General features: G+C 71.2%; 20 protein-coding genes. 12 read left to right on the top strand and 8 right to left on the bottom strand.

The features are described 5' to 3' along the window. Positions 1–241 precede the first annotated feature (241 nt). Entirely contained in the window at positions 242–1,429 is a 1,188-nt protein-coding gene (gene ftsY, locus ABD817_RS12000) for a signal recognition particle-docking protein FtsY (protein WP_344917902.1), read from the top strand. Between the two features lie 155 nt (positions 1,430–1,584). Here the strand turns inward: ftsY and ABD817_RS11995 are convergent, their stop codons facing one another. The 3 genes from ABD817_RS11995 to ABD817_RS11985 are packed head-to-tail and all read right to left on the bottom strand — an operon-like array spanning position 1,585 to position 4,531. Next, complete coding sequence (locus tag ABD817_RS11995; protein WP_344917901.1) at positions 1,585–2,382, bottom strand: ABC transporter ATP-binding protein; 798 nt, start codon at positions 2,380–2,382, stop codon at positions 1,585–1,587. Next, on the bottom strand, positions 2,379–3,482 hold the full coding sequence (locus ABD817_RS11990; RefSeq protein ID WP_344917900.1) for a FecCD family ABC transporter permease: 1,104 nt from the start codon (positions 3,480–3,482) through the stop codon (positions 2,379–2,381). Before ABD817_RS11990 ends, ABD817_RS11995 begins: the two co-directional genes overlap by 4 nt. After that, positions 3,479–4,531, bottom strand: a complete 1,053-nt coding sequence (locus ABD817_RS11985) for a FecCD family ABC transporter permease (RefSeq protein WP_344917899.1) — start codon at positions 4,529–4,531, stop codon at positions 3,479–3,481. Before ABD817_RS11985 ends, ABD817_RS11990 begins: the two co-directional genes overlap by 4 nt. 100 nt (positions 4,532–4,631) lie before the next feature. Here ABD817_RS11985 and ABD817_RS11980 point away from each other — a divergent pair, with 100 nt between their 5' ends. Beyond that, complete coding sequence (locus ABD817_RS11980; protein ID WP_344917898.1) at positions 4,632–5,651, top strand: ABC transporter substrate-binding protein; 1,020 nt, start codon at positions 4,632–4,634, stop codon at positions 5,649–5,651. A gap of 654 nt (positions 5,652–6,305) precedes the next feature. Continuing rightward, on the top strand, positions 6,306–6,902 hold the full coding sequence (locus tag ABD817_RS11975) for a sigma-70 family RNA polymerase sigma factor (protein ID WP_344917897.1): 597 nt from the start codon (positions 6,306–6,308) through the stop codon (positions 6,900–6,902). Between the two features lie 100 nt (positions 6,903–7,002). On the opposite strand, the gene ABD817_RS11970 is transcribed toward ABD817_RS11975, so the two are convergent. Then, on the bottom strand, positions 7,003–7,941 hold the full coding sequence (locus ABD817_RS11970) for an anti-sigma factor RsbA family regulatory protein (RefSeq protein WP_344917896.1): 939 nt from the start codon (positions 7,939–7,941) through the stop codon (positions 7,003–7,005). Between the two features lie 59 nt (positions 7,942–8,000). Beyond that, positions 8,001–8,837, bottom strand: coding sequence for an EamA family transporter (locus tag ABD817_RS11965; RefSeq protein WP_344917895.1), 837 nt, complete (start codon positions 8,835–8,837; stop codon positions 8,001–8,003). Between the two features lie 85 nt (positions 8,838–8,922). Between ABD817_RS11965 and ABD817_RS11960 the strand changes: the two genes are divergently transcribed. The 4 genes from ABD817_RS11960 (at position 8,923) to ABD817_RS11945 (ending at position 11,832) form a co-directional block, all read left to right on the top strand. Then, positions 8,923–9,501 (top strand): helix-turn-helix domain-containing protein, encoded by a 579-nt coding sequence (locus ABD817_RS11960; RefSeq protein ID WP_344917894.1) that lies wholly within the window; start codon positions 8,923–8,925, stop codon positions 9,499–9,501. A gap of 226 nt (positions 9,502–9,727) precedes the next feature. Then, positions 9,728–10,765 (top strand): polysaccharide deacetylase family protein, encoded by a 1,038-nt coding sequence (locus tag ABD817_RS11955; protein ID WP_344917893.1) that lies wholly within the window; start codon positions 9,728–9,730, stop codon positions 10,763–10,765. Between the two features lie 90 nt (positions 10,766–10,855). Continuing rightward, positions 10,856–11,383 (top strand): RNA polymerase sigma factor, encoded by a 528-nt coding sequence (locus ABD817_RS11950; protein WP_344917892.1) that lies wholly within the window; start codon positions 10,856–10,858, stop codon positions 11,381–11,383. After that, positions 11,374–11,832, top strand: a complete 459-nt coding sequence (locus tag ABD817_RS11945; RefSeq protein ID WP_344917891.1) for a hypothetical protein — start codon at positions 11,374–11,376, stop codon at positions 11,830–11,832. The genes ABD817_RS11950 and ABD817_RS11945 overlap by 10 nt, the downstream gene beginning before the upstream one ends. A 74-nt stretch (positions 11,833–11,906) precedes the next feature. Here ABD817_RS11945 and ABD817_RS11940 read toward each other — a convergent pair whose 3' ends face one another. After that, the gene (locus tag ABD817_RS11940) at positions 11,907–12,563 is read right to left on the bottom strand and encodes a superoxide dismutase family protein (protein ID WP_344917890.1); all 657 of its coding nucleotides are present in this window, start codon (positions 12,561–12,563) and stop codon (positions 11,907–11,909) included. Between the two features lie 423 nt (positions 12,564–12,986). Beyond that, positions 12,987–14,840, bottom strand: a complete 1,854-nt coding sequence (typA, locus tag ABD817_RS11935) for a translational GTPase TypA (protein WP_344917889.1) — start codon at positions 14,838–14,840, stop codon at positions 12,987–12,989. Between the two features lie 259 nt (positions 14,841–15,099). On the opposite strand from typA, the gene ABD817_RS11930 reads away from it, so the two are divergent. The 3 genes from ABD817_RS11930 to ABD817_RS11920 are packed head-to-tail and all read left to right on the top strand — an operon-like array spanning position 15,100 to position 19,214. Continuing rightward, the gene (locus ABD817_RS11930; RefSeq protein ID WP_344917888.1) at positions 15,100–15,858 is read left to right on the top strand and encodes an alpha/beta hydrolase; all 759 of its coding nucleotides are present in this window, start codon (positions 15,100–15,102) and stop codon (positions 15,856–15,858) included. Positions 15,859–15,885: 27 nt separating this feature from the next. Continuing rightward, complete coding sequence (gene pta / locus ABD817_RS11925) at positions 15,886–17,931, top strand: phosphate acetyltransferase (RefSeq protein WP_344917887.1); 2,046 nt, start codon at positions 15,886–15,888, stop codon at positions 17,929–17,931. Further along, entirely contained in the window at positions 17,928–19,214 is a 1,287-nt protein-coding gene (locus ABD817_RS11920; protein WP_344917886.1) for an acetate/propionate family kinase, read from the top strand. The genes pta and ABD817_RS11920 overlap by 4 nt, the downstream gene beginning before the upstream one ends. Positions 19,215–19,474: 260 nt before the next feature. On the opposite strand, the gene ABD817_RS11915 is transcribed toward ABD817_RS11920, so the two are convergent. Further along, on the bottom strand, positions 19,475–20,908 hold the full coding sequence (locus tag ABD817_RS11915) for an aldehyde dehydrogenase (RefSeq protein WP_344917885.1): 1,434 nt from the start codon (positions 20,906–20,908) through the stop codon (positions 19,475–19,477). A gap of 388 nt (positions 20,909–21,296) precedes the next feature. Here ABD817_RS11915 and ABD817_RS11910 point away from each other — a divergent pair, with 388 nt between their 5' ends. Together ABD817_RS11910 and ABD817_RS11905 are read left to right on the top strand one after the other, a co-directional pair. Next, complete coding sequence (locus ABD817_RS11910; protein ID WP_344917884.1) at positions 21,297–22,163, top strand: coiled-coil domain-containing protein; 867 nt, start codon at positions 21,297–21,299, stop codon at positions 22,161–22,163. A 190-nt stretch (positions 22,164–22,353) separates the two neighbouring features. Further along, positions 22,354–22,698 carry a hypothetical protein gene (locus tag ABD817_RS11905; protein WP_344917883.1) on the top strand — a complete coding sequence of 115 codons (345 nt, stop codon included), beginning with the start codon at positions 22,354–22,356 and terminating at the stop codon, positions 22,696–22,698. The last annotated feature ends 116 nt before the right edge of the window (positions 22,699–22,814 follow it).

The following is a 22,814-nucleotide window of genomic DNA, read 5'->3' as shown; positions in this document are numbered from 1 at the left end:
GGTCCCAGGGGTGGTGGTCTCTCGGGTGAGGGGGCTCCGCCGGGAGGTTCGGGCGGGTCCCGAGGGCAGCGCTTCCCCGGGCGGAGGGGCGGGTCCGGGCCATTGCCGGGGTGAGGCGGTTCCTCGGGCGGGGGAGCGCGGGGCCGAGGGGGCGAACGGTGACCGTATGTGAGGGACCGCGAGCCCGTCCGGAGCACCGGGGTGTCGGAGCATCCCGGGGCGTCTGGAAAACTGTGCTCTTGTGGAAGCCTATCTCGGCATAATCGCGATCATCGTCGTCATCGCCCTGTTGGCGGCGGGCGGCATGCTCCTGCTGTTCAGGTCCGGGGGCAGGGCCGCGCCGCCGCGGGTCGAACCGCCCGAGGCGCCGTCGATCCCCGAGGAGACGAAGGCCCCCGGCCGGGGCTCGGTCCTGGAGGACGACGCGACGACCACCGTGCCGCCGCCGGCCAAGCCGGTCGAGCCCGCGGAGGTCACCGTCGTCGCCCCGGTGATCGAGGTTCCTCCGCCGTCCGCCGGACGGATGGTGCGGCTCCGTGCCCGGCTGGCCCGGTCGCAGAGCACGCTGGGCAAGGGGCTCCTGGAGCTGCTCTCCCGTGACCGTCTCGACGACGACGCCTGGGACGAGATCGAGGAGACCCTGATCACCGCGGACGTCGGCGTGACGCCGACCCGGGCGATGGTCGACGAGCTGCGCACCCGGGTGAAGGTGCTGGGCAGCCGGACGCCGGAGGAGGCGCGCGCCCTGCTCAAGGAGCAGCTGCTCGCGCAGATCGGCGTCGACACGGACCGTACGCTGCACGTCACGCCGCACGGCGAGCGCCCCGCGGTGGTCCTCGTGGTCGGCGTCAACGGCACCGGCAAGACCACCACCACCGGCAAGCTGGCGCGCGTCCTGATCGGTGACGGCGGCAAGGTGGTGCTGGGCGCCGCCGACACCTTCCGCGCCGCCGCCGCCGACCAGCTGCAGACCTGGGGAGACCGCGTCGGAGCCGAGGTCGTACGCGGGCCCGAGGGCGGCGACCCCGCCTCGGTGGCCTTCGACGCCGTCGCCGAGGGCATCAGGGAGAAGGCCGACGTGGTGATCGTCGACACCGCCGGGCGGCTGCACACCAAGACCGGCCTGATGGACGAACTCGGCAAGGTCAAGCGCGTCATCGAGAAGAAGGCCACGGTCGACGAGGTCCTGCTCGTCCTCGACGCCACCACGGGTCAGAACGGCATGCGCCAGGCCCAGGTGTTCGCCGAGGCCGTCAACATCACCGGCATCGCCCTGACCAAGCTCGACGGCACCGCCAAGGGTGGCATCATCATCTCCGTCCAGCGCGAGCTGGGCGTCCCGGTCAAGCTGGTCGGCCTCGGTGAGGGGCCCGACGACCTGGCCCCGTTCGACCCCGAGGTCTTCGTGGACGCGCTCCTCGGAGACTGAGTCCCCGCCCGTCCCGTCCTGCCCCGCCCCGTGCCGTCATCGGCTCGGGGCGTCGCGGGTGCTCGGGTCGTTTCCGTACGGATGCTCGGCCCGGTCCCGCACGAGCGCTCGTGCTCGGGTCGCTTCCGGCCCGGTCCCGGGCGGATGTGGGGGGGTCAGTGCCGGGGCTGCTGGGACAGGGTGCCGATGGGGATGACCAGCGGGGTGCCGGCCACCGGGTCCTCGATGACCTTGGCGTCCAGCTCGAAGACCTCCGCCAGCAGGGCCTCGGTGAGCACCTCGGCCGGAGGCCCCGCGGCGACGACCCTGCCGTCCCGCATGGCCACCAGGCGGTCGGCGTAGCGGGCGGCGAGGTTGAGGTCGTGCAGGACCATCACCACGGTGCGGTCCAGCTCCCCGTGCAGCCTGCGTACCAGCTCCAGCACCTCGATCTGGTGGGCCAGGTCGAGGAAGGTCGTCGGCTCGTCGAGCAGCAGCAGGTCGGTGCCCTGGGCGAGGGCCATGGAGATCCACGCCCGCTGCCGCTGCCCGCCGGACAGTTCGTCCAGCGGGCGGTCGCCCAGGTCGAGCAGGCCGGTCATGGCCAGGGCCTCGCCGACCGCGGACTCGTCGTCGGAGGACCACTGGCGGTACCAGGTCTGGTGCGGGTGCCGTCCCCTGGCGACCAGGTCGGCAACGGTGAGCCCCTCGGGCGCCGAGGGGGCCTGCGGCAGCACGCCCAGGATCCTGGCGACCTCCTTGGAGGGCATCCTGTCGATGCGCTTGCCGTCGAGCAGCACCTCGCCGCCCGAGGGCCTGAGCAACCGCCCCAGGGCGCGCAGCAGGGTGGACTTGCCGCACCCGTTCGGACCGATGATCGTGGTCACCGTCCCGGCCTCGATCCCGAGGTCGAGACCGTCGACGACGACGCGGTCTCCGTATCCCAGCTTGACATCGACGGCTTGCAGTCTCACTGGCGGGCCTTTCTGCGTACACGGACGAGGAGATAGATCAGGTAGGGGGCGCCGAGGACCGCGGTGACCACGCCCACCGGCAGCTCGTTCGGGGTGAACGCGACGCGGGCCACCAGGTCGGCGCCGGTGGTGAGGACCGCGCCCACGAGGGCCGAGACGACCAGCGGGGGCTGGGCCACCCCCGCCAGGCGCAGCGCGATCTGCGGGGCGGCCAGGGCGACGAACGCGATCGGCCCGGCCGAGGCGGTCGCCGTCGCCGCGAGCAGCACGGCCGCGAGGATCATCACGCCCCTGGCGAGGTTCATCCGCACGCCCAGGCCGGTCACGGTGTCGTCGCCGAAGCGCAGCGCGCCGAGTGAGCGGGTGCCGAGCAGCGTCGCCGGGACGAGGACGGCGAGGGCGATCGCGACGGGCGCCACGTGCTCCCAGCCCCGGCCGTGCAGTGAGCCGCTGATCCAGACCATGGCCCGGCTGCTGTCGTTGACGTCGCCGACGGTGAGCAGCCAGTACTTGAGGTTGGTGCAGACCGCCGAGACCCCGATGCCGACCAGGACGAGCCGGTAGCCGTCCAGACCGTTACGCCAGGCCAGCAGGTAGACGGCGAGCGCGCCGGCCAGGCCGCCCAGCAGGGCCACGAGGGGGACGCCCACCTCGGCGAGGGCGCCGCTGGTGCCGCCCCAGGTGTTTCCGGCCGCCACGATGACCGCGACCACGGTCACGCTGGCACCGGTGGTGACACCCAGGATGTCGGGGCTGGCCAGCGGGTTGCGGGCGATGGCCTGGGTGATCGCCCCGGCCAGGGCGAGCGCCGCGCCGACGAGGGCGCCGGTCAGCGCGCGGGGGAGCCGGAGCTCCATGATCACGAAGTGGTCGGGTCCGTCGCCGGTGATCGCGCGGAAGACGTCGAGGACGCCCATCGGGATGTCGCCGAGGCGCATGCTGAGCGCCATGAACAGCGTCGTCGCGGCCAGCAGGACCAGCGCCGCGACGACGGAGCGCGGCCGGAGCGGCCAGGAGGCGGGGCCGACGCGCAGCGCCCGCCTCTCAGCGGAGGGTCCGGTGGAGGGCCCAGTGGGGGGCGCGGTGGTGGAGGTGGTCACAGCCGCACCGGCTTCCTGCGTCGTACCAGAACGATGAAGAACGGCGCTCCGGCGAGGGCGAGGACCACGCCCACCTCCAGCTCGCCGGGGAAGGCCACCACGCGGCCGATCACGTCGGCGAGGAGCAGGGCGGCGGCGCCCGCCAGCCCCGAGTACGGCAGCAGCCAGCGGTGGTCGGGGCCCGAGAGCGGCCGGGTCAGGTGCGGCACGATCAGGCCGATGAAGGCGAGCGAGCCGCAGGCCGCCACGGAGGCGCCGCTGAGCAGGGTGATGGCGGCGATGCCGACGGCACGGGTCAGGGTGACGTTCTGGCCGAGCGCGCGGGCGACGTCCTCGCCCAGGGAGAGGGCGTTGAGACCGGGAGTGTTGATCAGGGCCAGGACCAGGCCGGCGGCGACGAAGGGGAGGACCTGCCAGGCCACGTCCGCGCCCCTGGCCGCGATGGAGCCCGACTGCCAGAAGCGGAAGACGTCCATGGCCTGCTCGTCCAGCAGGACCAGCGCCGAGGTGAGCCCGTACAGGAACGCGCTGACCGCGGTGCCCGCGAGGGCGAGGGTCACCGGCGTGGGGCCGCCCCTGCCGCCTGCCATGCCGAGGGCGAACACCCCCGCGCTGGCGAGGAGGGCCCCGGCGAGACCGAACCAGATGTAGCCGTACGGGCTGGTGACGCCCAGCGCGATGATGCCGAGGACCATCGCGAACGCCGCCCCCTGGGTGACGCCGAGCAGTCCGGGGTCGGCCAGCGGGTTGCGGGTGTGGCCCTGCATGAGGGCGCCCGCGACACCGAGGGCGATTCCGGCCATGACGCCGATGGCGGTCCTGGGGATTCGCAGTGACCGGACGACGATGTCGTTCTCGGTGCCGGTGGGGCCGGTGATCGCGTGCCAGACGTCGGCCGGAGGGACCGGTTTCGCTCCGACCGCGAGGCTCAGCACGATCGCCACCGCGAGGGCAGCGAGCAATCCGGCCAGGATGAAAAGGCGGCGCCGGTGGGTTTTTCTCAGGCCCGCGCCGGGGGCGGGCCGTGAGACGGCCACCGCGTTGATCACCTGACCTCCCCTTTCTTGCTCGGGCCGGTACGAGTATGTCAGGTTAGGTATGGCTAAGCTAAAAAGGGTTGGCTTTAATGTGGTGAAGGGATTCATGAAGATGAGAGCGTTGCGCGCCCTGGCCCTCGGGGTGGCGGGAGTGGTGCTGTCCGGCGGCCTCGCCGCCTGCGGCTCGGCCACCTCCGGGACCACCGGGGAGACCTCAGGCACCGCGGGCGCGTCCGCCGCTCCCGCCGCGAGCGACGCGGCGGCCTACCCCCGGACGGTGAAGCACGCCATGGGGGAGGCCGAGATCCCGGCCCAGCCCAAGCGGGTCGTGGCCCTCGACCAGAGTTTCGTCGACGCGGTGCTCACCCTGGAGACCGACGTCGTGGGGTTCACCAGTTACCGGGCGATCGATGAGAAGCTCCCCGAGTATCTTGCCCCGGTCCTCGGCCACGCCAAGGAGGCCACGTCGGTCGGCACCCTGGAGCAGCCGAGCCTGGAGCGGATCGTCGCGCTCAAGCCCGACCTGATCATCTCCGCCAAGGTCCGCCACGAGGCGCTCTACGACAAGCTGTCGCAGATCGCGCCGACGGTCTTCAGCGAGACCACGGGGGCCATCTGGAAGGAGAACCTCAAGCTCGTGGGCGAGGCCCTGGGCAAGGAGGACCTCGCCGAGCGGAAGATCAAGGAATACCAGGACCGCGCCGCCAAGATCGGCGAGTCCATCAAGGCCAAGGACGGCGAGCTGCCCACCGTCTCCGTCGTCCGCTTCGCGGGCGAGCCGACCGTCCGCCTGTACGTGGAGAACTCCTACTCGGGGCTGGTGCTGAAGGACGTCGGCTTCCCGCGTCCCGAGGACCAGCCGACCGTGACCGACACCATCATGGTCCCGATCAGCCAGGAGAACATCTCCCAGCTCGACGCCGAGCACATCTTCGTCGCGGCCTACGCGGACCCGGCGGTCGGGCCGGTCAAGGAGGAGTTCGAGGCCAACCCGCTCTGGGACAGGCTCAAGGGCGTCAAGCACGACGTCAGCGACACCACCTGGATGACCGCCGTCGGCATCCAGGGAGCGCACTCCATCCTCGACGACCTGGCGAAGTTCTTCGAGGTCGACCCGGCGAAGGCCGCCTGACCTCCCCGCCGCCCGATCTCCCCGCCGCCTGACCTCCCCGTCCGGCGCCGTGATCGACGGCGGGGCCCGAGGGCCGCGGCGGGCGTCGCCCGTCGCGGCCGGGCCGCCGGGAGGTCCCACGATCACGCCGGTAAACCGATCCGGCCGTCTGGTCGTACGGGAGACCCTGCCGGGACGGTCGCGGGAAAACGGGCGGGGGAGGGCGTCCGGGTGAACCGCGGGGGTGTGCCGGCCCGTCTCTTAGGAGGAGATTAAGTCCCCAACGCGTGGGAAGCGGGGAGACGTGGAGATGGATGTCGGAGTTTCTCAGGGCGCGGGCCTCGACCCGGCGACCGGTCTCGGCCGTTCGGCGGCGGGCTTCCGGACCGTGGCGATCGACGTTTCTCACTACCCCAAATGGGGTGCTACCTGGGGTTATGTGATGATGGACACATCTTCTACTGAATCAAGGGAACGATGTTACGATACTGAGACTTGCCTGGCTGTAGAGCGTGTCGCACCCGCCGTTGGCGCAGCCACCGATCGATCCCCTGACCACGTAGAGCTTTTAACGGCCTCCTTACGAGGTGCCTGCGAGCATCGAGTACGCCGTCAGAAGGAACGCACCGTATCTTTGCCGGGCGGTAATGGGGGGAAGAGCACGAGGGGGGTCCAATGATCACGATGACGGAAGAGCAACGTCAGGACTGGTTCGAGCGTGACGTCGTGCCGGTCACCAGTCAGCTCTACGCGTCCGCGATGCGTCTGACCCGCAACACCGCCGACGCCGAGGACCTGGTCCAGGAGACCGTCACCAAGGCCTTCACCTCGTACCACCAGTTTCGTGAGGGCACCAACCTCAAGGCGTGGCTGCACCGCATCCTGACCAACAACTTCATCAACGACTACCGCAAGAAGCAGCGCTCGCCCAAGCTCTCGGCCACCGAGGAGATCGAGGACTGGCAGCTCGCCGCCGCCGAGTCCCACATGTCCAGCGGTCTCAAGTCCGCCGAGACCGAGGCGCTGGAGCAGCTGCCCGACAGCGCGGTCATGAACGCCCTGCGCTCCCTGCCCGAGGACTTCCGGGTCGCCGTCTACCTGGCCGACGTCGAGGGCTTCGCCTACAAGGAGATCGCCGAGCGGATGGGCACCCCCATCGGCACGGTCATGTCCCGCCTCCACCGGGGCAGGCGCCAGCTCCGCACCATGCTTGAGGACTACGCCCGCGAGGAGGCCGGCCTCCGGCTGTCCGAGGAGGTCCAGGCCGCCTGACACCCCGCGGTCTTCCCGCCCCTTCCCGCCTCTCCGCTTCGCGTACGGCCCGCACCCGCTCCGGGTGCGGGCCGTACGCGCTTTTCGCGCACCGGCGGTGTCACCCCAGCGTCATGTGGAGCCTGACCCTCAGCTCCCCGTCCACGCCGCGCAGCTGCACCAGGTCGCAGAGCTGGCGGCTGATCCAGAGCCCGTAGCCGCGCGGCGATCCGGGCTCGGGCGGGAGGTAGCCGGGCAGCGGGACGTCCAGGTCGCCGCCGCCGGAGTCGGCGATCTCGCACACGATCTCGCCGTCGGCCGCCCAGATGGTCGCCCGGCCGTGTCCCGCCCCGTGCTCCACGCTGTTGGCCGCCATCTCCGAGGCGCTCAGCACGAGTGAGGCGACCAGGTCGCGCCGCATGCCCGCCCGGCGCGCGTGGTCGGTGACGAGCGCGCGCAGCCGTCCCAGCTCCTCCAGGGTGAAGTCGGTGACCACCGCGGACGGCGGTGGGTCGGGGAGGGGGAGGTCGTCTCCCGGCAGCGCGAACCGCTCCGGGGGAACGTAGTGGTCGCTCCGCCGCACACCGGCGCCGGTCAGCTCCGCGGGATGGGTGCGAAGGACGTGGTCGAGCGCGAGCGTCTCGTCGTACAGGCAGCACAGACCGGCCGGGACCCCGGCGAAGGCGGCGTTGAGCACCGACTCGTAGCGGATCCACTCGCGGGCCTGCCGCTCGGTCCAGCCCGACCACACCGGCTCCCCGACGACCAGTGGCCGCTCCCGCTGCCGGACGTAGTCGTGGAAGGCGGCGAGGGTCCGTGTCGGATGGGTGTACCACCTCTCGGCGAGGTGGCGGTCGATGAGGCGGGCGTCCGCGCCGAAGGCGTCACCGATCAGGTCGAGCCCGCGCTCGCCCGTGACGACCAGGATCCGCCGGCCCTCGCGGAGGGCACCGGCGATCAGGGGCTGGACGAGGGCCAGGAAGCCGGAATCGGAGCCGTACGCGACAGCCGTGTGCGCGAACGGCCCGCCGGAGTCGAGGGACGCCCGCTCGGGCTGCACGGGGATGACCGTAACAAGCGTCCGGCTCCAACACAACAGAGTCAGTTCGCGACATCGTGTCAACCGGACGCGATCAGCGCGACCGCGGCGAGGGTGAAGCCGATCCCGACCACCTGCACCGTGTTGAGCCGTTCTCCCAGGAAGTGGCGGGCGAGCAGCAGGGTGCTCGCCGGGTAGAGCGAGACCAGGACGGCGACGAGGCTGAGCATCCCGCGCTGCTGTGCGAGCACGAAGAGCACGTTGGCGGCCATGTCCAGCGTTCCGGCCGCGACGATGACGGGCAGCGTGCCGGGTCCGGGGCGCAGGGCGCGGCCGGTGGCCACGGCCAGCAGGGCGATGAGGGTGACCGAGATCAGGCGTGCCCCGACCAGTGGCCACATGCCGCCGTCCGCCGGAGCCTGGGCGATGATGACGAAGAACCCGCCGAAACCCGCGCCCGCGGCGAGCGAGGCCAAAATCGGGCCGTACCCCCGGCCGGTCTTCCCGTCCGAGGGGCCGCGGCTCACCATCAGGACCGCCAGCAGCGCGAGGACCACCCCGCCCAGCGCGACAGGCTCGGGGCGCTCCCCGACGGCCAGTCCGAACAGCACGGGCAGCGCCGCCGAGAAGGTCGCGGTGATCGGCGCCACCACCGACATCACGCCGGTGGCCAGCGCCCGGTAGAACAGCACGACTCCCGCCGTGCCGCAGAGCCCGGAGGCCGCGCCCCAGGCCAGGGCCCCGGGCGTGGGGGTCTCCGGCAGGAACGGCAACAGCGCGACGATCACGGCCAGCCCGGCGGCCTGGGAGAGGACCACCACCGCGAGCACCCGCGACCGGCGGGTGGCCAGGCCACCGAGGAAGTCCGCGGTGCCGTACACCAGCGCGCAGGCCGTCGCCAGCACCACAGCCGTCACATTCCACCTCGGTTCAATAGACTGCACTAAAAGAACAATATATGGAGTGCAATGAAGTGCAAAACGAGTTCACTACACTGAACTCATGGACCCAGAGACGATCACCGCCGCGGTCGCCAACAACGTGCGGGCCCAGCGGGCGCACCGGCAGATGACCCTCGACGAGCTCGCCGCGCGCTCGGGGGTGAGCCGGGGCATGCTCGTCCAGGTCGAGCAGGGCAGGACGAACCCGAGCATCAGCACGCTCACCCGCATCGCCGACGCGCTCGGGGTGACGGTCGCGCGGATGGTGGAGGTCTCCGACACGCCCGTGGTCCGGGTGGTCAGCGCCGCCGACGTCGTCACCTTCCCGCACGGAGAGTCCAGCACCGCGCGCCTGCTGGTCGGCACCGACGCGCCCGCCATCCTGGAGCTGTGGGACTGGCGGCTCGCCCCCGGCGACCACCACGACGGCGACGCCCACCCCCCGGGCACCCGCGAGATGCTGACCGTCCTCGAAGGGCGGCTCACCCTCTCGGTGTACGGCAGGAGCCACGTCGTGGAGGGGGGCGACGCGGTCGTGTTCAGCGCCGACCGCCCGCACCGGTACGCCAACGAGGGGGACACGCCGCTGCGTTTCATGATGGTGGTGACCGAACCCCGGGAGACGCCCGACCGCTCCTGAGCCCCCTGAGCGGACGGGCGAACCGGCACCCCATCCGGCCGGCCTTGAGGCTTCTGAGCGGTCGCTTTATGTATCGTCTGCTCGCCTTGGGAGCTTTAAAGCTCTAACTGGCCGCATCGGATGAGACATGGTCACCAGGGTGCGCATCTCACCGGATGTGGCATGAAGTGGCGCGTCGGTACGGGCAACCGGCGGTTGATGTCCCATCCTGGTGGAATACCCGGTCATGATCTTGCGGGGGGACCCGGCCGGGCCGCTCGCCGTCCCCGCGGCGCTTTCGGGGGGAAGCATGCGGGTGTGGCGGGTATGGGTCGTGCCGTTGGCGTCGCTGGTCGCGCTCTGGGGGTGTACCTCCCCGATCACCCTGGTGGGATCGCTGGAACCGGCGACCGTGGCGTCCCCCCTCCGCGCGGGACCCGCAGGATTCGAGAAACCCGCGGTGCCCGGCGGACCCACACCCGCTCCCGGCGCCCCCTCGTCGTACGCTCCCACGGCACCCGCCCCCACCCCCGCACCCCTCCCTCTTCCCGTTCCCCTGCCCATCCCCGCCGCCACCGTCGTCCCCGGGCCCGGACCCGGCGCGGTGCGATCGCAGTGGGCGTGGGAAGATCTTCCCGTCTCGCCCCGGGCACGCCGGATCGACTGCGGCCGGACCAAGTGTGTGGCGCTGACCTTCGACGACGGGCCGGGGGCCTACACCGTGCCGCTGCTCGACATCCTCGCCAGGCACCGGGCCAGGGCGACGTTCTTCGTCGTCGGGCACATGATCTCCGGAGACGGCGAGGGCGTCCTGCGCAGGATGGTGGCCGAGGGGCACGAGCTGGGCAACCACACCTGGGACCACCCGAGGCTGCCCGCGCTGTCGCAGGCCGGGATCAGGGAGGAACTGGGCCGTACCCAGTGGCTCGTCAAGCAGGTGACCGGCGTCGCGATGATCCTCATGCGCCCGCCGTACGGGCTGACCGACTCCAGGGTCGCCGACGAGAGCCGCCAGCTGGGGCTCGCGCAGATCATGTGGGACGTCGACACGCTCGACTGGCGTGACCAGGACCCCTCGCTCGTCGCCCGGCGCGCGACCGAGGCCGGGCCGGGCTCCATCGTGCTGATGCACGACATCCACTCCTCCACGGTCCAGGCCGTCCCCCGGATCCTGGACGAGCTCGCCGCCAGGGGCTTCAGGTTCGTGACGATGTCCGAGCTGTACGGTGGGCGCCCCGCGCCGGGCAGGAAGCACTACGGCAGCCCGTGGCGCCAGGGCCGCTGACCGGGGACCCGGCGGATCCCGGCGGATCCCGCTGGAAGAGGCGTGAACCTTCCGGGCCCGTTCCCCGACTGTGCGGGGCGAGGAGGCAGGGTGACTGACGAACTGCTGGTGGTCCGGTGCCGGCTCGGCGAGCGTGAGGCGTTCGCGGAGCTGGTGAGGGCCTGGCACGACCCGGTGTGGAACTACGTACGGCGCATGCTGGGGCCCTCACGGGCCGACGACGTGGCCCAGGAGGTCTGGGTCGCCGTGGTGCGCGGGCTGCCGCGCCTGAAGGAGCCGGGCCGGTTCGCGCCCTGGCTGTTCACGATCGCCAGGCGCGCGGTGGCCGACCGGCTCCGCGAGGAGTACGCCAGGCCAGAGACCCCGCTGGAGGAGGAGCGGGCCTCCGCCGATCCCGGCGATTTCGCCGATGCCCTCGTGGACCGCGCCGACCTGCTCGCGGGCCTGGCGGGGCTGCCGGTCGGGGAGCGGGAGGTCCTCGTGCTGTTCTACCTGCAGGACCTCTCCCTGGAGGACTGCGCGCAGGTCTGCGCCGTCCCCATCGGCACGGTCAAGTCACGCCTGTCCCGCGCGCGGCGCATGCTGCGCGAACAGCTCACGGAGAAGGGATGTCGATGAACCCCGACGACATGATCGGCAGGCTGTCCGGCCCGCTGTCGCTGCGCCGCCGGATCGGCAACGTCGTGGCGCTGCTCGGCGGCCTGGGCGGGGCGCTGTTCACCGGCCTGCTGTGGGCCACGGAACCCGTCCTGCCGGGCCGCACGCACCTGGCCTTCGGCGCGCTGGTCGCGCTCGGCCTGACCTGGGCCGGTTACGGGGCCTGGGCGCTGACCCGCAGGACGCCGCTGTTCGCCCTCGACCGGGTGATCGCCGCCTGGCTGGCGGTGGCGGCGACGGTCCTGCTGACGGCGGGGACGGCCGCGATCGCGGCCGCCAGGGGCACCTGGGCGGGCACGGCGGGGGTCGCCGTCGCCGCGACGCTGGCCGTGCTCGCGGTGGCCGTCCTGCTGCGGGCCCGCGCCGACCGCGCCGCCCTGCTGCGGCGCAGGCGCGAGCTCGGCGGCTGAGGGCCGGTCATGATCCGCACGGTGATTCGGTACGGGATCCTGCCCCGCCGCCTCGGGAGGGCGGTTGGAGCCCGCTAGTTCCTGGTGATCACACCGCAGGCGATGCGCCCCCCGGAGTCTCCCGCCTTGAGGGTTTCCGCGTCCGGGCCGGTGCCGCCGGTCGGGTCCCCCGGGTGGCTGTAGCGGTCGGGAATGTTGGAGTGGTTGTCCGGCAGGGCGTGGACGACGACGGAGCTGCCGTCGCTGTCGAAGAGCTGTCCCACCCGGAAGCGGTCGGTCACGACGGTCGCCTCGCCGGTGCCGTCCTTGGCGACGAGGAGGTTGGGCAGGTCGCCGGAGTGGCCGGTGTGCGTGACCGGGAGGAGGGTGAAGTGCGCGCCCGCGCTGGCGAAGGGGCTGCGGGTGACCGGGTCGATCGCCCCGGGGTCGCAGACGCCCTTCGCGTGGACGTGGAAGCCGTGATACCCGGTGGGCAGGCCGCTGACGGTGATCGTGAGCCTGGACCTGTCGCGCGGCTGCTGGTCGACGCGCAGGAAGCCGACGTTCTTCCCCGCCGTGTTCTTGAGGACGGCCCCGGCCGACGGCTGAGAAGACTGAGGTGTCCGAGAGGTCTGAGAGAACTGAGAGGTCTGAGAGGTCTGAGGCGTCGCCTGGGCGGCCGGGACGCTCCCGGCTCCGGCCACCGCCGTCCCGAGCGCGACGGCCAGGGCGAGACAGGTCCTGTGAAGCATGAGATATCCCCCGTACGAGTCCCGGGCTCCCCTGCCGTGACGGGGAGCCGTCAGTACAGGGTTCCTACCCCAGGTGGGGGCGGGTGCAAGGGGCACCACGCCGTCGCCGGAGGGCAAAGTCGTGCCGCAGCGGGCGCGTCCCGTGCGAGGCCGGGGCACAAGAGGCCATGCCGGACGAAACCGCCCGGCGCACAGCCGGATCCGGACAAAGCCGTACCGCGCGGAAGTACGGCGGCGGACCCGTACGAGAGCGTCTCATGGGGCGCGCCGGGACGGTCGACGCGCTCGGGCCGATCGGAGGCGGACCCGTATCAGGGCGTTTTATCTGGGGCCGGGCGAAAGACCAGACGAGGCCGTACGGAAAGAACCGTCCCGCCGGGTGGGCCCGGCGGGACGGGGTGGATCAGGCTGGAGCGGTGAGGATCAGTTGGCGCGCTTGGCGCGGGCGGTGGTCCGGGCGCGGGTCGAGGCGTCGAGGACGACCTTGCGGATGCGCACGTTCTCCGGCGTGATCTCCACGCACTCGTCCTCGCGGATGAACTCCAGCGCCTGCTCCAGCGAGAGCTGGCGCGGCGGGATCAGCGTCTCCGTCGTGTCGCTCGTCGAGGAGCGCATGTTGGTGAGCTTCTTCTCCTTGGTGATGTTCACGTCCATGTCGTCGGAGCGCGAGTTCTCACCGACGATCATGCCCTCGTAGACCTCGGTGGTCGGCTGGACGAACAGGACACCGCGCTCCTGCAGGTTCAGCATGGCGAACGGGGTCACCGGGCCCGGCCGGTCGGCGACCAGCGAGCCGTTGTTGCGGGTGCGCAGCTCGCCGAACCACGGCTCGTAATCCTCGAACACGTGGTTCACGATGCCGGTGCCTCGGGTCTCGGTCAGGAACTCGGTCCGGAAGCCGATCAGGCCGCGGGCCGGGACCACGAACTCCATGCGGATCCAGCCGGTGCCGTGGTTGGTCATGTGCTCCATGCGGCCCTTGCGGACGGCGAGCAGCTGGGTGATCGCCCCGAGGTATTCCTCCGGGCAGTCGATGGTGACCCGCTCGACCGGCTCGTGGACCTTGCCGTCGACGACCTTGGTGACGACCTGCGGCTTGCCGACGGTCAGCTCGTAGCCCTCGCGGCGCATCTGCTCGACCAGGATGGCCAGCGCCAGCTCGCCACGGCCCTGCACCTCCCACGCGTCGGGACGGTCGGTCGGCAGGACGCGCAGCGACACGTTGCCGACGAGCTCCTTGTCGAGCCGGTCCTTGACCATGCGGGCGGTGACCTTGGAGCCCTTGACCCTGCCGACCAGCGGCGAGGTGTTGGTGCCGATGGTCATGGAGATCGCGGGCTCGTCGACCGTGATGAGGGGCAGCGGGCGCGGGTCCTCGGGGTCGGCGAGGGTCTCGCCGATCATGATGTCCGGGATTCCGGCGATCGCGATGATGTCGCCGGGCCCCGCCTCCTCGGCGGGCTTGCGCTCCAGCGCGTCGGTCATCAGCAGCTCGGTGATCTTCACCCGCTGGATGGTGCCGTCGGTGCGGCACCAGGCGACCTGCTGGCCCTTCTTGATGGTGCCCTGGTGGACGCGGCAGAGCGCGATCCGGCCCAGGTAGGACGAGGCGTCGAGGTTGGTGACGTGCGCCTGCAGGGGGGCCTCGGGGTCGTACACCGGGGCCGGGATCGTGTTCTTGATGACCTCGAACAGCGGCTCCAGGTCCTCGGAGTCCGGCATCCCGGCGTCCTCGGGACGGTTGAGCGAGGCGCGCCCGGCCTTGGCCGAGGCGTAGACGATCGGGAAGTCGATCTGCTCCTCGGTGGCGTCCAGGTCGATGAAGAGCTCGTAGACCTCGTCCACGACCTCCTTGATCCGGGCGTCGGGGCGGTCGACCTTGTTGATGCACAGGATGACCGGCATCTTCGCGGCGAACGCCTTGCGCAGCACGAACCGGGTCTGCGGCAGCGGACCCTCGGAGGCGTCGACCAGCAGCACGACACCGTCGACCATGGACAGGCCCCGCTCGACCTCACCGCCGAAGTCGGCGTGGCCGGGGGTGTCGATGATGTTGAGCGTCATGCCGCCGTGCTTGACGGCGGTGTTCTTCGCGAGAATGGTGATCCCCTTCTCGCGTTCGAGGTCGTTGGAGTCCATGACACGGTCGTCCACGTCCTGGTTGACGCGGAAGGCGCCCGACTGCCAGAGCATGGCATCCACGAGAGTGGTCTTGCCGTGGTCGACGTGCGCGATGATCGCGATGTTCCGCAGGTCGTCGCGGCTGTTCAAAGGCATGATGGAGTCTCACTCTGTGATCGTGGAGGCTGGCCGCGGACTGTGCGGCCCTCCTATTTTAGTTGATCCGGACAATCGCTCTCACGCCTCCGGCGATGAAGTGCGCCAATTCACCCGCCGGACACCCTCCGGCCCCCCTGCCGGAGCCCGTGGCCGGTACCGCGGACCGGGGCCGCGCCCGGGGTGCGAGCGAGGCGCGACCGGGCGTCCGGCACTCCTTAAGCTCGGATCCATGCCTCTCGCACCGTCGCTTCCCGTAATGCTCAGAACCCGGGACAACCTGCGGATAGACGCCGCCCACACCCCCTCGCGCGGCGCGGACGACCTCGGGATCGTCCTCGCCCACGGCTTCACCGGATCCCTCAGGGAACGCGCCACGCGCCGCATCGCCCACGTGCTCAGCGGGTTCGGCGGGGTGGTGGCGTTCGACTTCAGGGGACACGGCCGCTCGGGAGGCCACTCGACCGTGGGAGACCTGGAGATCTTCGACGTGGAGGCGGCGGTACGGCACGCGCGGACGATCGGCTACCGCAGGGTCGTGACCGTCGGGTTCTCCATGGGCGGGGCGGTCGCCGTACGGCACGCGGGGGTGCTGGGCGGCGTGGACGCGGTGGTGTCGGTGAGCGCGCCCGCCCGGTGGTACTACCGGGGGACCAGGCCGATGCGCCAGGTGCACTGGGCGATCGAGCGGCCGGTCGGGCGGCTGGCCGCGCGGCTGGGCAAGCGCACCCGGATCATGAAGGGGGTGTGGGACCCGCTGCCGCTGGCGCCCTACGAGGCGGCGGCGAAGATCTCACCGGTGCCGCTCCTGGTCGTGCACGGTGACGCGGACCGGTTCTTCCCCCTCGACCACGCGTACCAGATCTACGAGGCCGCGAACGAGCCGAAGGAGCTGTGGATCGAGTCCGGCTTCGGCCACGCGGAGTCGGCGGCCACGCCGGATCTGGTCCGCCGCGTCGGGGGGTGGGCCGAGGCCAGGTCCCGTCCCCCGGAAGATGTCTATCCTCAGGAAGATTGAGGCGGGCAGCGGCGAGGGACAGGACGCATGCGAAGCATCTACGTTGCGGGTCTTGGGCGGGGAGACGGCAGGCAGATCGTCGAGCTCGGCCTGATGGAGCTGCTGACCGGGCGGGCCGACCGCACGGGGGTGTTCCGGCCGATCACGGGCGGTGGCGAGGACCGGACCCTGGAGCTGCTCAGGGCCAGATACCGTCCCGCCGCCTCGGCGACGGGGGTGAGCGCCGAGGAGGCCGCGGAGATCTACGCGGAGCGGGGCGCCGAGGAGCTCATCGGCCGCCTGGTCGCCCGCTTCCACACCCTGGAGCGCGAGTGCGACGCCCTGCTGGTGCTCGGCAGTTCCTTCGACACCGACGACCTGCCGCGCGAGCTCGCCTTCAACGCCCGCCTCGCCGCCGAGTTCGGCGCCCCGGTGATCGTGGTGGTGGGCGCGCACGGCGACGACGCCGAGGAGATCGCGACGGAGATGCGCACCGGCTACCAGGTCTTCTCCGACCTGGGCTGCACGGTGCTCGCGGTGATCGCCAACCGGGTGCCCGAGGGCACGGTCATCGAGTGCGACCTGCCGGTGCCCCGCTACGCCGTGCCCGAGCACCCGTCGCTGTCGGCGCCGACCGTCGGGCAGGTCATGCGGGCCGTGGACGCCGAGCCGATCCAGGGCGGGGAGGACGGCCTGCTGCGCGACGTGCTCGGGTTCGTGTTCGGCGGGGCCACGCTCCCGGTGTTCCTGGAGCACCTCGCCGACGGCGCGCTCGTGATCACGCCGGGCGACCGCGCGGACCTGCTGCTGGTCTCACTGGCCGTCGAGGCAGCCGGTACGGCGAGACCCGCCGGGGTCGTCCTCACGGTGGGGGAGAGGCCCAGCGAGGCCGTACGGGAGCTCACAGCCCGTCTGGCGCCCGGTGTGCCGGTGCTCGCGGCCAAGGAGGACAGCTTCACCGTGGCGACCACCCTGGCCGGGCTGGAGGGGCGGCTCACCGCCGACAACCCCCGCAAGATCGAGACGGCCCTCGGCCACTTCGAGGCCCACGTGGACGCGGCCGGTCTCGCCGACCGGATCGAGCTGACCCGCTCCGAGCGGGTCACCCCGATGATGTTCGAGCACACCCTGCTGGAACGGGCGCGGGCCGACCGGCGGCACATCGTGCTGCCCGAGGGCGAGGAGGACCGCGTCCTGCGGGCGGCCGACATCCTCCTGCGGCGCGGCATCGTCGACCTCACCCTCCTCGGCAGGGAGGAGGTGGTGCGGCGGCGGATCGCCGACCTCGGCCTCGACCTGTCGGGCGTGACCGTCGCCGACCCGCTGACCTCGCCGCTGCGGGAGTCGTTCGCCGAGGAGTACGCCGCGCTGAGGGCGCACAAGGGTATGACCTCCGAGCTGGCCATGGACGTGGTCGCCGACGTCAACTTCTTCGGCACGATGATGCTGCACCGGGGCCTGGTGCACGGCATGGTCTCCGGGGCCGCGCACACCACGGCCGCCACGATCCTGCCCGCCTTCCAGATCGTGAAGACGGTTCCCGGCACCTCGATCGTCTCCTCGGTGTTCTTCATGTGCCTGGCCGACCGGGTGCTCGTCTACGGCGACTGCGCGATCAACCCCGACCCCGACGCCGAGATGCTCGCCGACATCGCGATCTCCTCGGCCCGTACGGCGAAGCGGTTCGGCGTCGAGCCGAGGATCGCGATGCTGTCCTACTCCACCGGCGAGTCGGGCAGCGGCGCCGACGTCGACAAGGTCCGCGCCGCCACCGCGCTGGTCGCCGAGCGGGCGCCCGACCTGCTGGTCGAGGGGCCCATCCAGTACGACGCGGCGGTGGACGCCAGGGTCGCCGCCGCCAAACTGCCCGGGTCGCGGGTCGCCGGCCGGGCGACCGTGCTGATCTTCCCGGACCTGAACACCGGCAACAACACCTACAAGGCCGTGCAGCGCTCGGCCGGTGCCGTCGCGGTCGGGCCCGTTTTGCAGGGACTGCGCAGGCCGGTCAACGACCTGTCGCGCGGGGCCCTGGTCACCGACATCGTGAGCACCGTCGCCATCACCGCCGTACAGGCGCAGGAGGTCACCACATGAGCGAGCGAGCCGCGCGACCGGCCGGACCCTCGGGCCGGAACTGTGATGTGAACTCGAGCGGTGACCCGAGCCGGGACGACGACCTCGACGATGTGGGCGACTCGGGTGACCTGGACCGGGGGAGCGGCTCGGCCCGGGGAGACCTTCCCGGCCGGGTGCTGGTCCTCAACTCCGGGTCCTCCTCGGTGAAGTACCGGCTCCTGTCCGGTGCCGGGCGGCTGGCCTCGGGAACGGTGGAGCGCGTCGGCGAGCCCGGCTCCCCGGTGCCCGGCCATCGGGCGGCACTGGAGGCCGTCGCCGACCGGCTGGCCGCCGACGGCCTGGGACTCGACTCCCCCGAGCTCACCGCGATCGGGCACCGGGTGGTGCACGGGGGCACGACCTTCACCCGGCCCACGCTGATCACCGACGAGGTGGTCGGGGGGATCGAGGCGCTCATCCCGCTCGCGCCCCTGCACAACCCCGCCAACCTGGCGGGCATCGAGGTCGCCCGGCGGCTCCGCCCCGACCTGCCGCAGGTCGCCGTCTTCGACACCGCCTTCCACGCCACGATCCCCCCGGCCGCCTCGGCGTACGCGATCGACCGCGAGGTGGCCGCGCGGCTGGGCGTGCGGCGCTACGGCTTCCACGGCACCTCACACGCGTACGTCTCCCGCCAGGCCGCCCTCCTCGCGGGCGGGCCCGGGGCCAACGTGATCGTCCTGCACCTCGGCAACGGGGCCAGCGCCTCGGCGGTGTCCGCCGGGCGGTGCGTGGACACGTCCATGGGCATGACCCCGCTCGAAGGTCTCGTCATGGGGACGCGCAGCGGCGACCTGGACCCGGCGGTGGTCCTCTACCTGGCGCGTACGGGAGGCATGTCCCTCGACGAGATCGACGCGCTGCTCAACCGCCGCAGCGGCATGCTCGGTCTCTGCGGCGACAACGACATGCGCGCGGTGACGGAGCGGGTGGCCGCGGGCGACCCCGACGCCGAACTGGCCATGTCGGTCTACTGTCACCGGCTCCGCAAGTACGTCGGCGCCTACTACGCCGTCCTCGGCACGGTCGACGTCATCGCCTTCACCGGCGGCGTCGGGGAGAACTCCGCCCTGGTCAGGGAGCGGGCACTGGCCGGTCTCGGGGCGCTCGGCATCGCCGTCGACCCGGTGCGCAACGCGCGCGGCGACACGCTCATCTCCGCCGACGGCGGGGCCGTGCGGGTCGCGGTGATCCCCACGGACGAGGAGTTCGAGATCGCCCGGCAAACTCTCGCGGTTATTTCCAGAACCAATCGCGGATAAAACACGTCTACCACTGCAACGGATGGATGAAATCCGCCGGGAGAAGTCCGCGGGACCCGAATCATCGCTCGGCGATCGTCGTGGGACATACTTCTTGTGATCGGATGGTCGCCCAGCGTCGCGGGGGTGCGCTGGGCGGTCGTCCGGCCGGTGCGGCCCGTACGGCTCGTCGTGAGCCGTACGGGCGCATCCGGACCCCGATCTCGCGACGGACCGGGGGCCGGTGCGCCGTGCCCGTCGCGCGTCCGGGGCCGGTTCGCTCAGCCCAGACGGGCGATCGACTTGTACTCCAGGTAGGCCGACAACCCCTCCGGGCCCAGCTCGCGGCCGAGACCGCTGCCCTTGAAGCCGCCGAACGGAGAGCTGTTCTCGATCATGAAGAGGTTGACGCCGTAGGTGCCGGTGCGCACCTGGCGGGCGATGTCCATGCCGCGCTCGGCGTCGGCGGTCCACACCGTCCCGGCCAGGCCGTAGTCGCTGTCGTTGGCGATGCGGACCGCGTCCCCCTCGTCCTCGTAGGGGATCACCGTCAGGACCGGGCCGAAGATCTCCTCGCGGGCGATGCGCATCTCGTTGGTGGCCGCCGCGAAGACGGTCGGGGCCACGTACCAGCCGCGGTCGTGGGGGCGCTCCAGGCCGCCGACGACCGGCTTGGCGCCCTCGTCGATGCCGATCCTGATGTAGTTCTCGACCCGCTCCTGCTGCCGCTTGGCGACCATCGGGCCGATGCCGGTGGCCGGGTCGGACGGGTCGCCGACCGGCATGCCCCGTACCATCGCCGAGACCGCGTCCACGACCTCGTCGTAGCGGTCGCGCGAGGCGAGGATACGGGTCTGGGCGACGCAGGCCTGGCCGTTGTTCATCAGCGAGGCGATCGACAGGAAGCCCATCGCGGAGGGCAGGTCGCAGTCGTCCAGGATGATCGCCGCGGACTTGCCGCCCAGCTCCAGGGTGCACCGCTTGAGCCGCTCGCCGCAGATCGCCCCGATGCGCCGTCCGGCGGCGGTGGAACCGGTGAAGGCGACCTTGTCCACGCCCGGGTGGGAGATCAGGTACTCGCTCGTCTCGCGTCCGGCGGCGACGATGTTGACGACGCCGTCGGGGACGCCCGCCTCCTTGACCATCTCGGCCAGCAGGTAGGGGTCGAGCGGGGTCTCGGGCGCGGGCTTGACCACGACCGTGCACCCCGCGACGAGGGCGGGGGCCAGCTTGATCATGATGACGAACTGCGGGACGTTCCACGGGACCACGGCGGCGACCACGCCCACCGGCTCGCGGCGGACGGTCACCGTGCCGAACGTGCCGGGGCGCTCCTCCTCGACGGGGAAGGTCCTGCCCAGCTCGGCGTAGTACTGGAGCATGCCGAGCGGCTGCGGGGCCTGCGCCAGCTGGGAGAAGGTGATCGGGGAGCCCATCTCCAGGGTGATGAGCTCGGCCATCTCCCCCTGGCGGGCCGCGTAGATCTCGGCGAGCCTGCCGACGACGGCCGCGCGCTCGGCCATCGTCATCCGGGGCCACGGGCCGTGGTCGAACGCCTGGCGGGCGGCGGCCACCGCCCGGTCCATGTCGGCGGGTGTGCCGTCGGGGACCCGGCCGACGACCTCCTCGGTGTGAGGGGAGACGACGTCGATGACGCCGGTCCCGGCGGGGGCCACCCAGTCGCCCCCGATGAAGAGCGTGTCGTGCTGGCGCATGATGTGTTGCCTCCTGGTGGGCGGGCCGGAGTCGCGGTTCTCGGATGGTCTCATCCGCCGGGAGGGGCGCCACGCGCCCCGCCGCTGCTTGAAACCGAATCATGTTCTGTCGCCGATGACAAGGGTGGACGGCGGCCTCGTCCTGTGGTCGAGGTGGTGCGTTTCATGCGAGGATTCACCAGAGTGACAGGAGTGACATGTCTCGTGATGCTTGTTTAAATCACCCTAAAGAGGCAGATAGTTCACCAATGGTGCGCGAGTTCCTTCGTTCCGGTGGCGAGCGTCAAGATCGCCTTCTATAGTTTCGCTCCGTCTATGAGGGGGCTCCGGAGGTGAGCGAAGCGTGAGGCCGACTCGCGCAGCCGCATTGGCTGTCGCACTCACCGTGATGCTCCTGTCGCCGGCCGTCGCCGGGGCCGCGCCCATCCAGGCCGCCAGGCCCAACCCCGAGGCCGAGCTCAAGAAGCTCACCCAGGAGGCCGCCGCGATCAACAAGAATTACCGAGGCCAGGTGCAGAGCCTGGAGGAGACCCGGGTCCAGGCCAGCAAGGCCACCACCAACGCCAAGAGCCTCAGGCGCGCCCTGGCCAACGCCGAGACCGACGTCGTGCGCTTCGCCCAGACCGCCTACATGGGCGGTGCCCTCGACGACGACAACCTGCTGAGCTTCCAGGGCAACGCCAACCTCGCCCTCGGCCAGGCCGCCACCATGTCCTACCTGGCCAGCCGCCGAGCCACCCAGCTCAACCGGGTCAAGGACCTCATCAAGAGGGCCAAGGCCGCGGAGAAGTCCGCCGACGCGAAGATCGTCAAGCTCAAGAAGGACATCGCCGACCTCAAGCGACAGCGGGTCAGGATCGAGGGGCTCCTGGCCAAGTACGGCTTCCAGACCCCCTCGGGCAGCGGCGGCCTGACCCCCCGGACGATCACCATGCGCAACCTCGTGCTGCAGAACTTCCCCATGCCGTACAACTACGGCTGCCTGCGCCCCGGCGACCCCGGCGACCACGGCAGCGGCCGGGCCTGCGACTTCATGATGAGCGCCGGCGGCAGCGTCCCCACGGAGGAGGCCATGGACCGCGGCAACCGTCTCGCCCAGTGGGCCATCGACAACGGCAACCGCCTGGGGGTCATGTACATCATCTGGCAGCAGAAGTACTACGACGTCCGCACCGGCGCCGGCTGGAAAATGATGTCCAACCGAGGCGGCAACACCGCCAACCACATCGACCACGTCCACATCTCGATGTTCTGACCTGCGGTGATCTCGTTCGGTGGGGTTCTCAGGGCATTTCGGCCCGTCGCCCACGCGTCCTCGATGACCTGCCACATGCGGTCCTCGCTGGAGGGCATGAGGTGCGTGTAGGTCCGCGGGGTGAACCCGGGGTCGGCGTGCCCGAGGAAGTGATGGAGACACTCCGCTCCAGGAGCACCGAGGCGAAGTGGTGGCGGAGCATGTGGAAGCCCTCTACCGGCCATTCCAAGATGTCGAGGGAGGCGAGCTCCGGCTACATCGCACGGTGCTCTACAACTCCATCTACCGCGCCGACAACGAACTTTTGATCAACCTGCACGCTTATGGCACCCGAGCCCCCGAAGCACCCGTCATCTACCTGACTCATACCGAAGCCAACAGCACCGCGACGACGTATCTCGCTGACCTGCCGGGCCTTTGTCGTCTCGCGATCGGTGCTGTAAGTGGCGCGACCGGGCGTCGACGGTCCGTCAGCAGCGCGGATCTGGACGCGGTGATCGAGGCGCGCTTCACCGCCGCAGGCGGTCGTCCGTGAACGCGGTACGTGGTCCGCGTCGAACTCCGTACCGCCGGCTCCGGCTGCCGCTTCCACAGAATGCCCGGCATATACCGCAGGACGTGCTGCGGCACCGCGCCCGGCTCGGCGCCGTG

Origin of the sequence: Streptosporangium oxazolinicum (assembly GCF_039537505.1) — a bacterium.
GTDB lineage: Bacteria > Actinomycetota > Actinomycetes > Streptosporangiales > Streptosporangiaceae > Streptosporangium > Streptosporangium oxazolinicum.
This window is presented reverse-complemented; position numbering and strand designations above follow the sequence as displayed.

What these genes read in the sequence shown, in the direction of transcription:
- ABD817_RS11980 (WP_344917898.1), top strand. Translation starts at nt 4,632, where the DNA reads ATGAGAGCGTTGCGCGCCCTGGCCCTCGGGGTGGCGGGAGTGGTGCTG.
- ABD817_RS11975 (WP_344917897.1), top strand. Translation starts at nt 6,306, where the DNA reads ATGATCACGATGACGGAAGAGCAACGTCAGGACTGGTTCGAGCGTGAC.
- ABD817_RS11960 (WP_344917894.1), top strand. Translation starts at nt 8,923, where the DNA reads ATGGACCCAGAGACGATCACCGCCGCGGTCGCCAACAACGTGCGGGCC.
- ABD817_RS11955 (WP_344917893.1), top strand. Translation starts at nt 9,728, where the DNA reads ATGATCTTGCGGGGGGACCCGGCCGGGCCGCTCGCCGTCCCCGCGGCG.
- ABD817_RS11945 (WP_344917891.1), top strand. Translation starts at nt 11,374, where the DNA reads ATGTCGATGAACCCCGACGACATGATCGGCAGGCTGTCCGGCCCGCTG.
- ABD817_RS11940 (WP_344917890.1), bottom strand. Translation starts at nt 12,563, where the DNA reads ATGCTTCACAGGACCTGTCTCGCCCTGGCCGTCGCGCTCGGGACGGCG.
- typA (WP_344917889.1), bottom strand. Translation starts at nt 14,840, where the DNA reads ATGCCTTTGAACAGCCGCGACGACCTGCGGAACATCGCGATCATCGCG.
- ABD817_RS11930 (WP_344917888.1), top strand. Translation starts at nt 15,100, where the DNA reads ATGCTCAGAACCCGGGACAACCTGCGGATAGACGCCGCCCACACCCCC.
- pta (WP_344917887.1), top strand. Translation starts at nt 15,886, where the DNA reads ATGCGAAGCATCTACGTTGCGGGTCTTGGGCGGGGAGACGGCAGGCAG.
- ABD817_RS11920 (WP_344917886.1), top strand. Translation starts at nt 17,928, where the DNA reads ATGAGCGAGCGAGCCGCGCGACCGGCCGGACCCTCGGGCCGGAACTGT.
- ABD817_RS11915 (WP_344917885.1), bottom strand. Translation starts at nt 20,908, where the DNA reads ATGCGCCAGCACGACACGCTCTTCATCGGGGGCGACTGGGTGGCCCCC.
- ABD817_RS11910 (WP_344917884.1), top strand. Translation starts at nt 21,297, where the DNA reads ATGCTCCTGTCGCCGGCCGTCGCCGGGGCCGCGCCCATCCAGGCCGCC.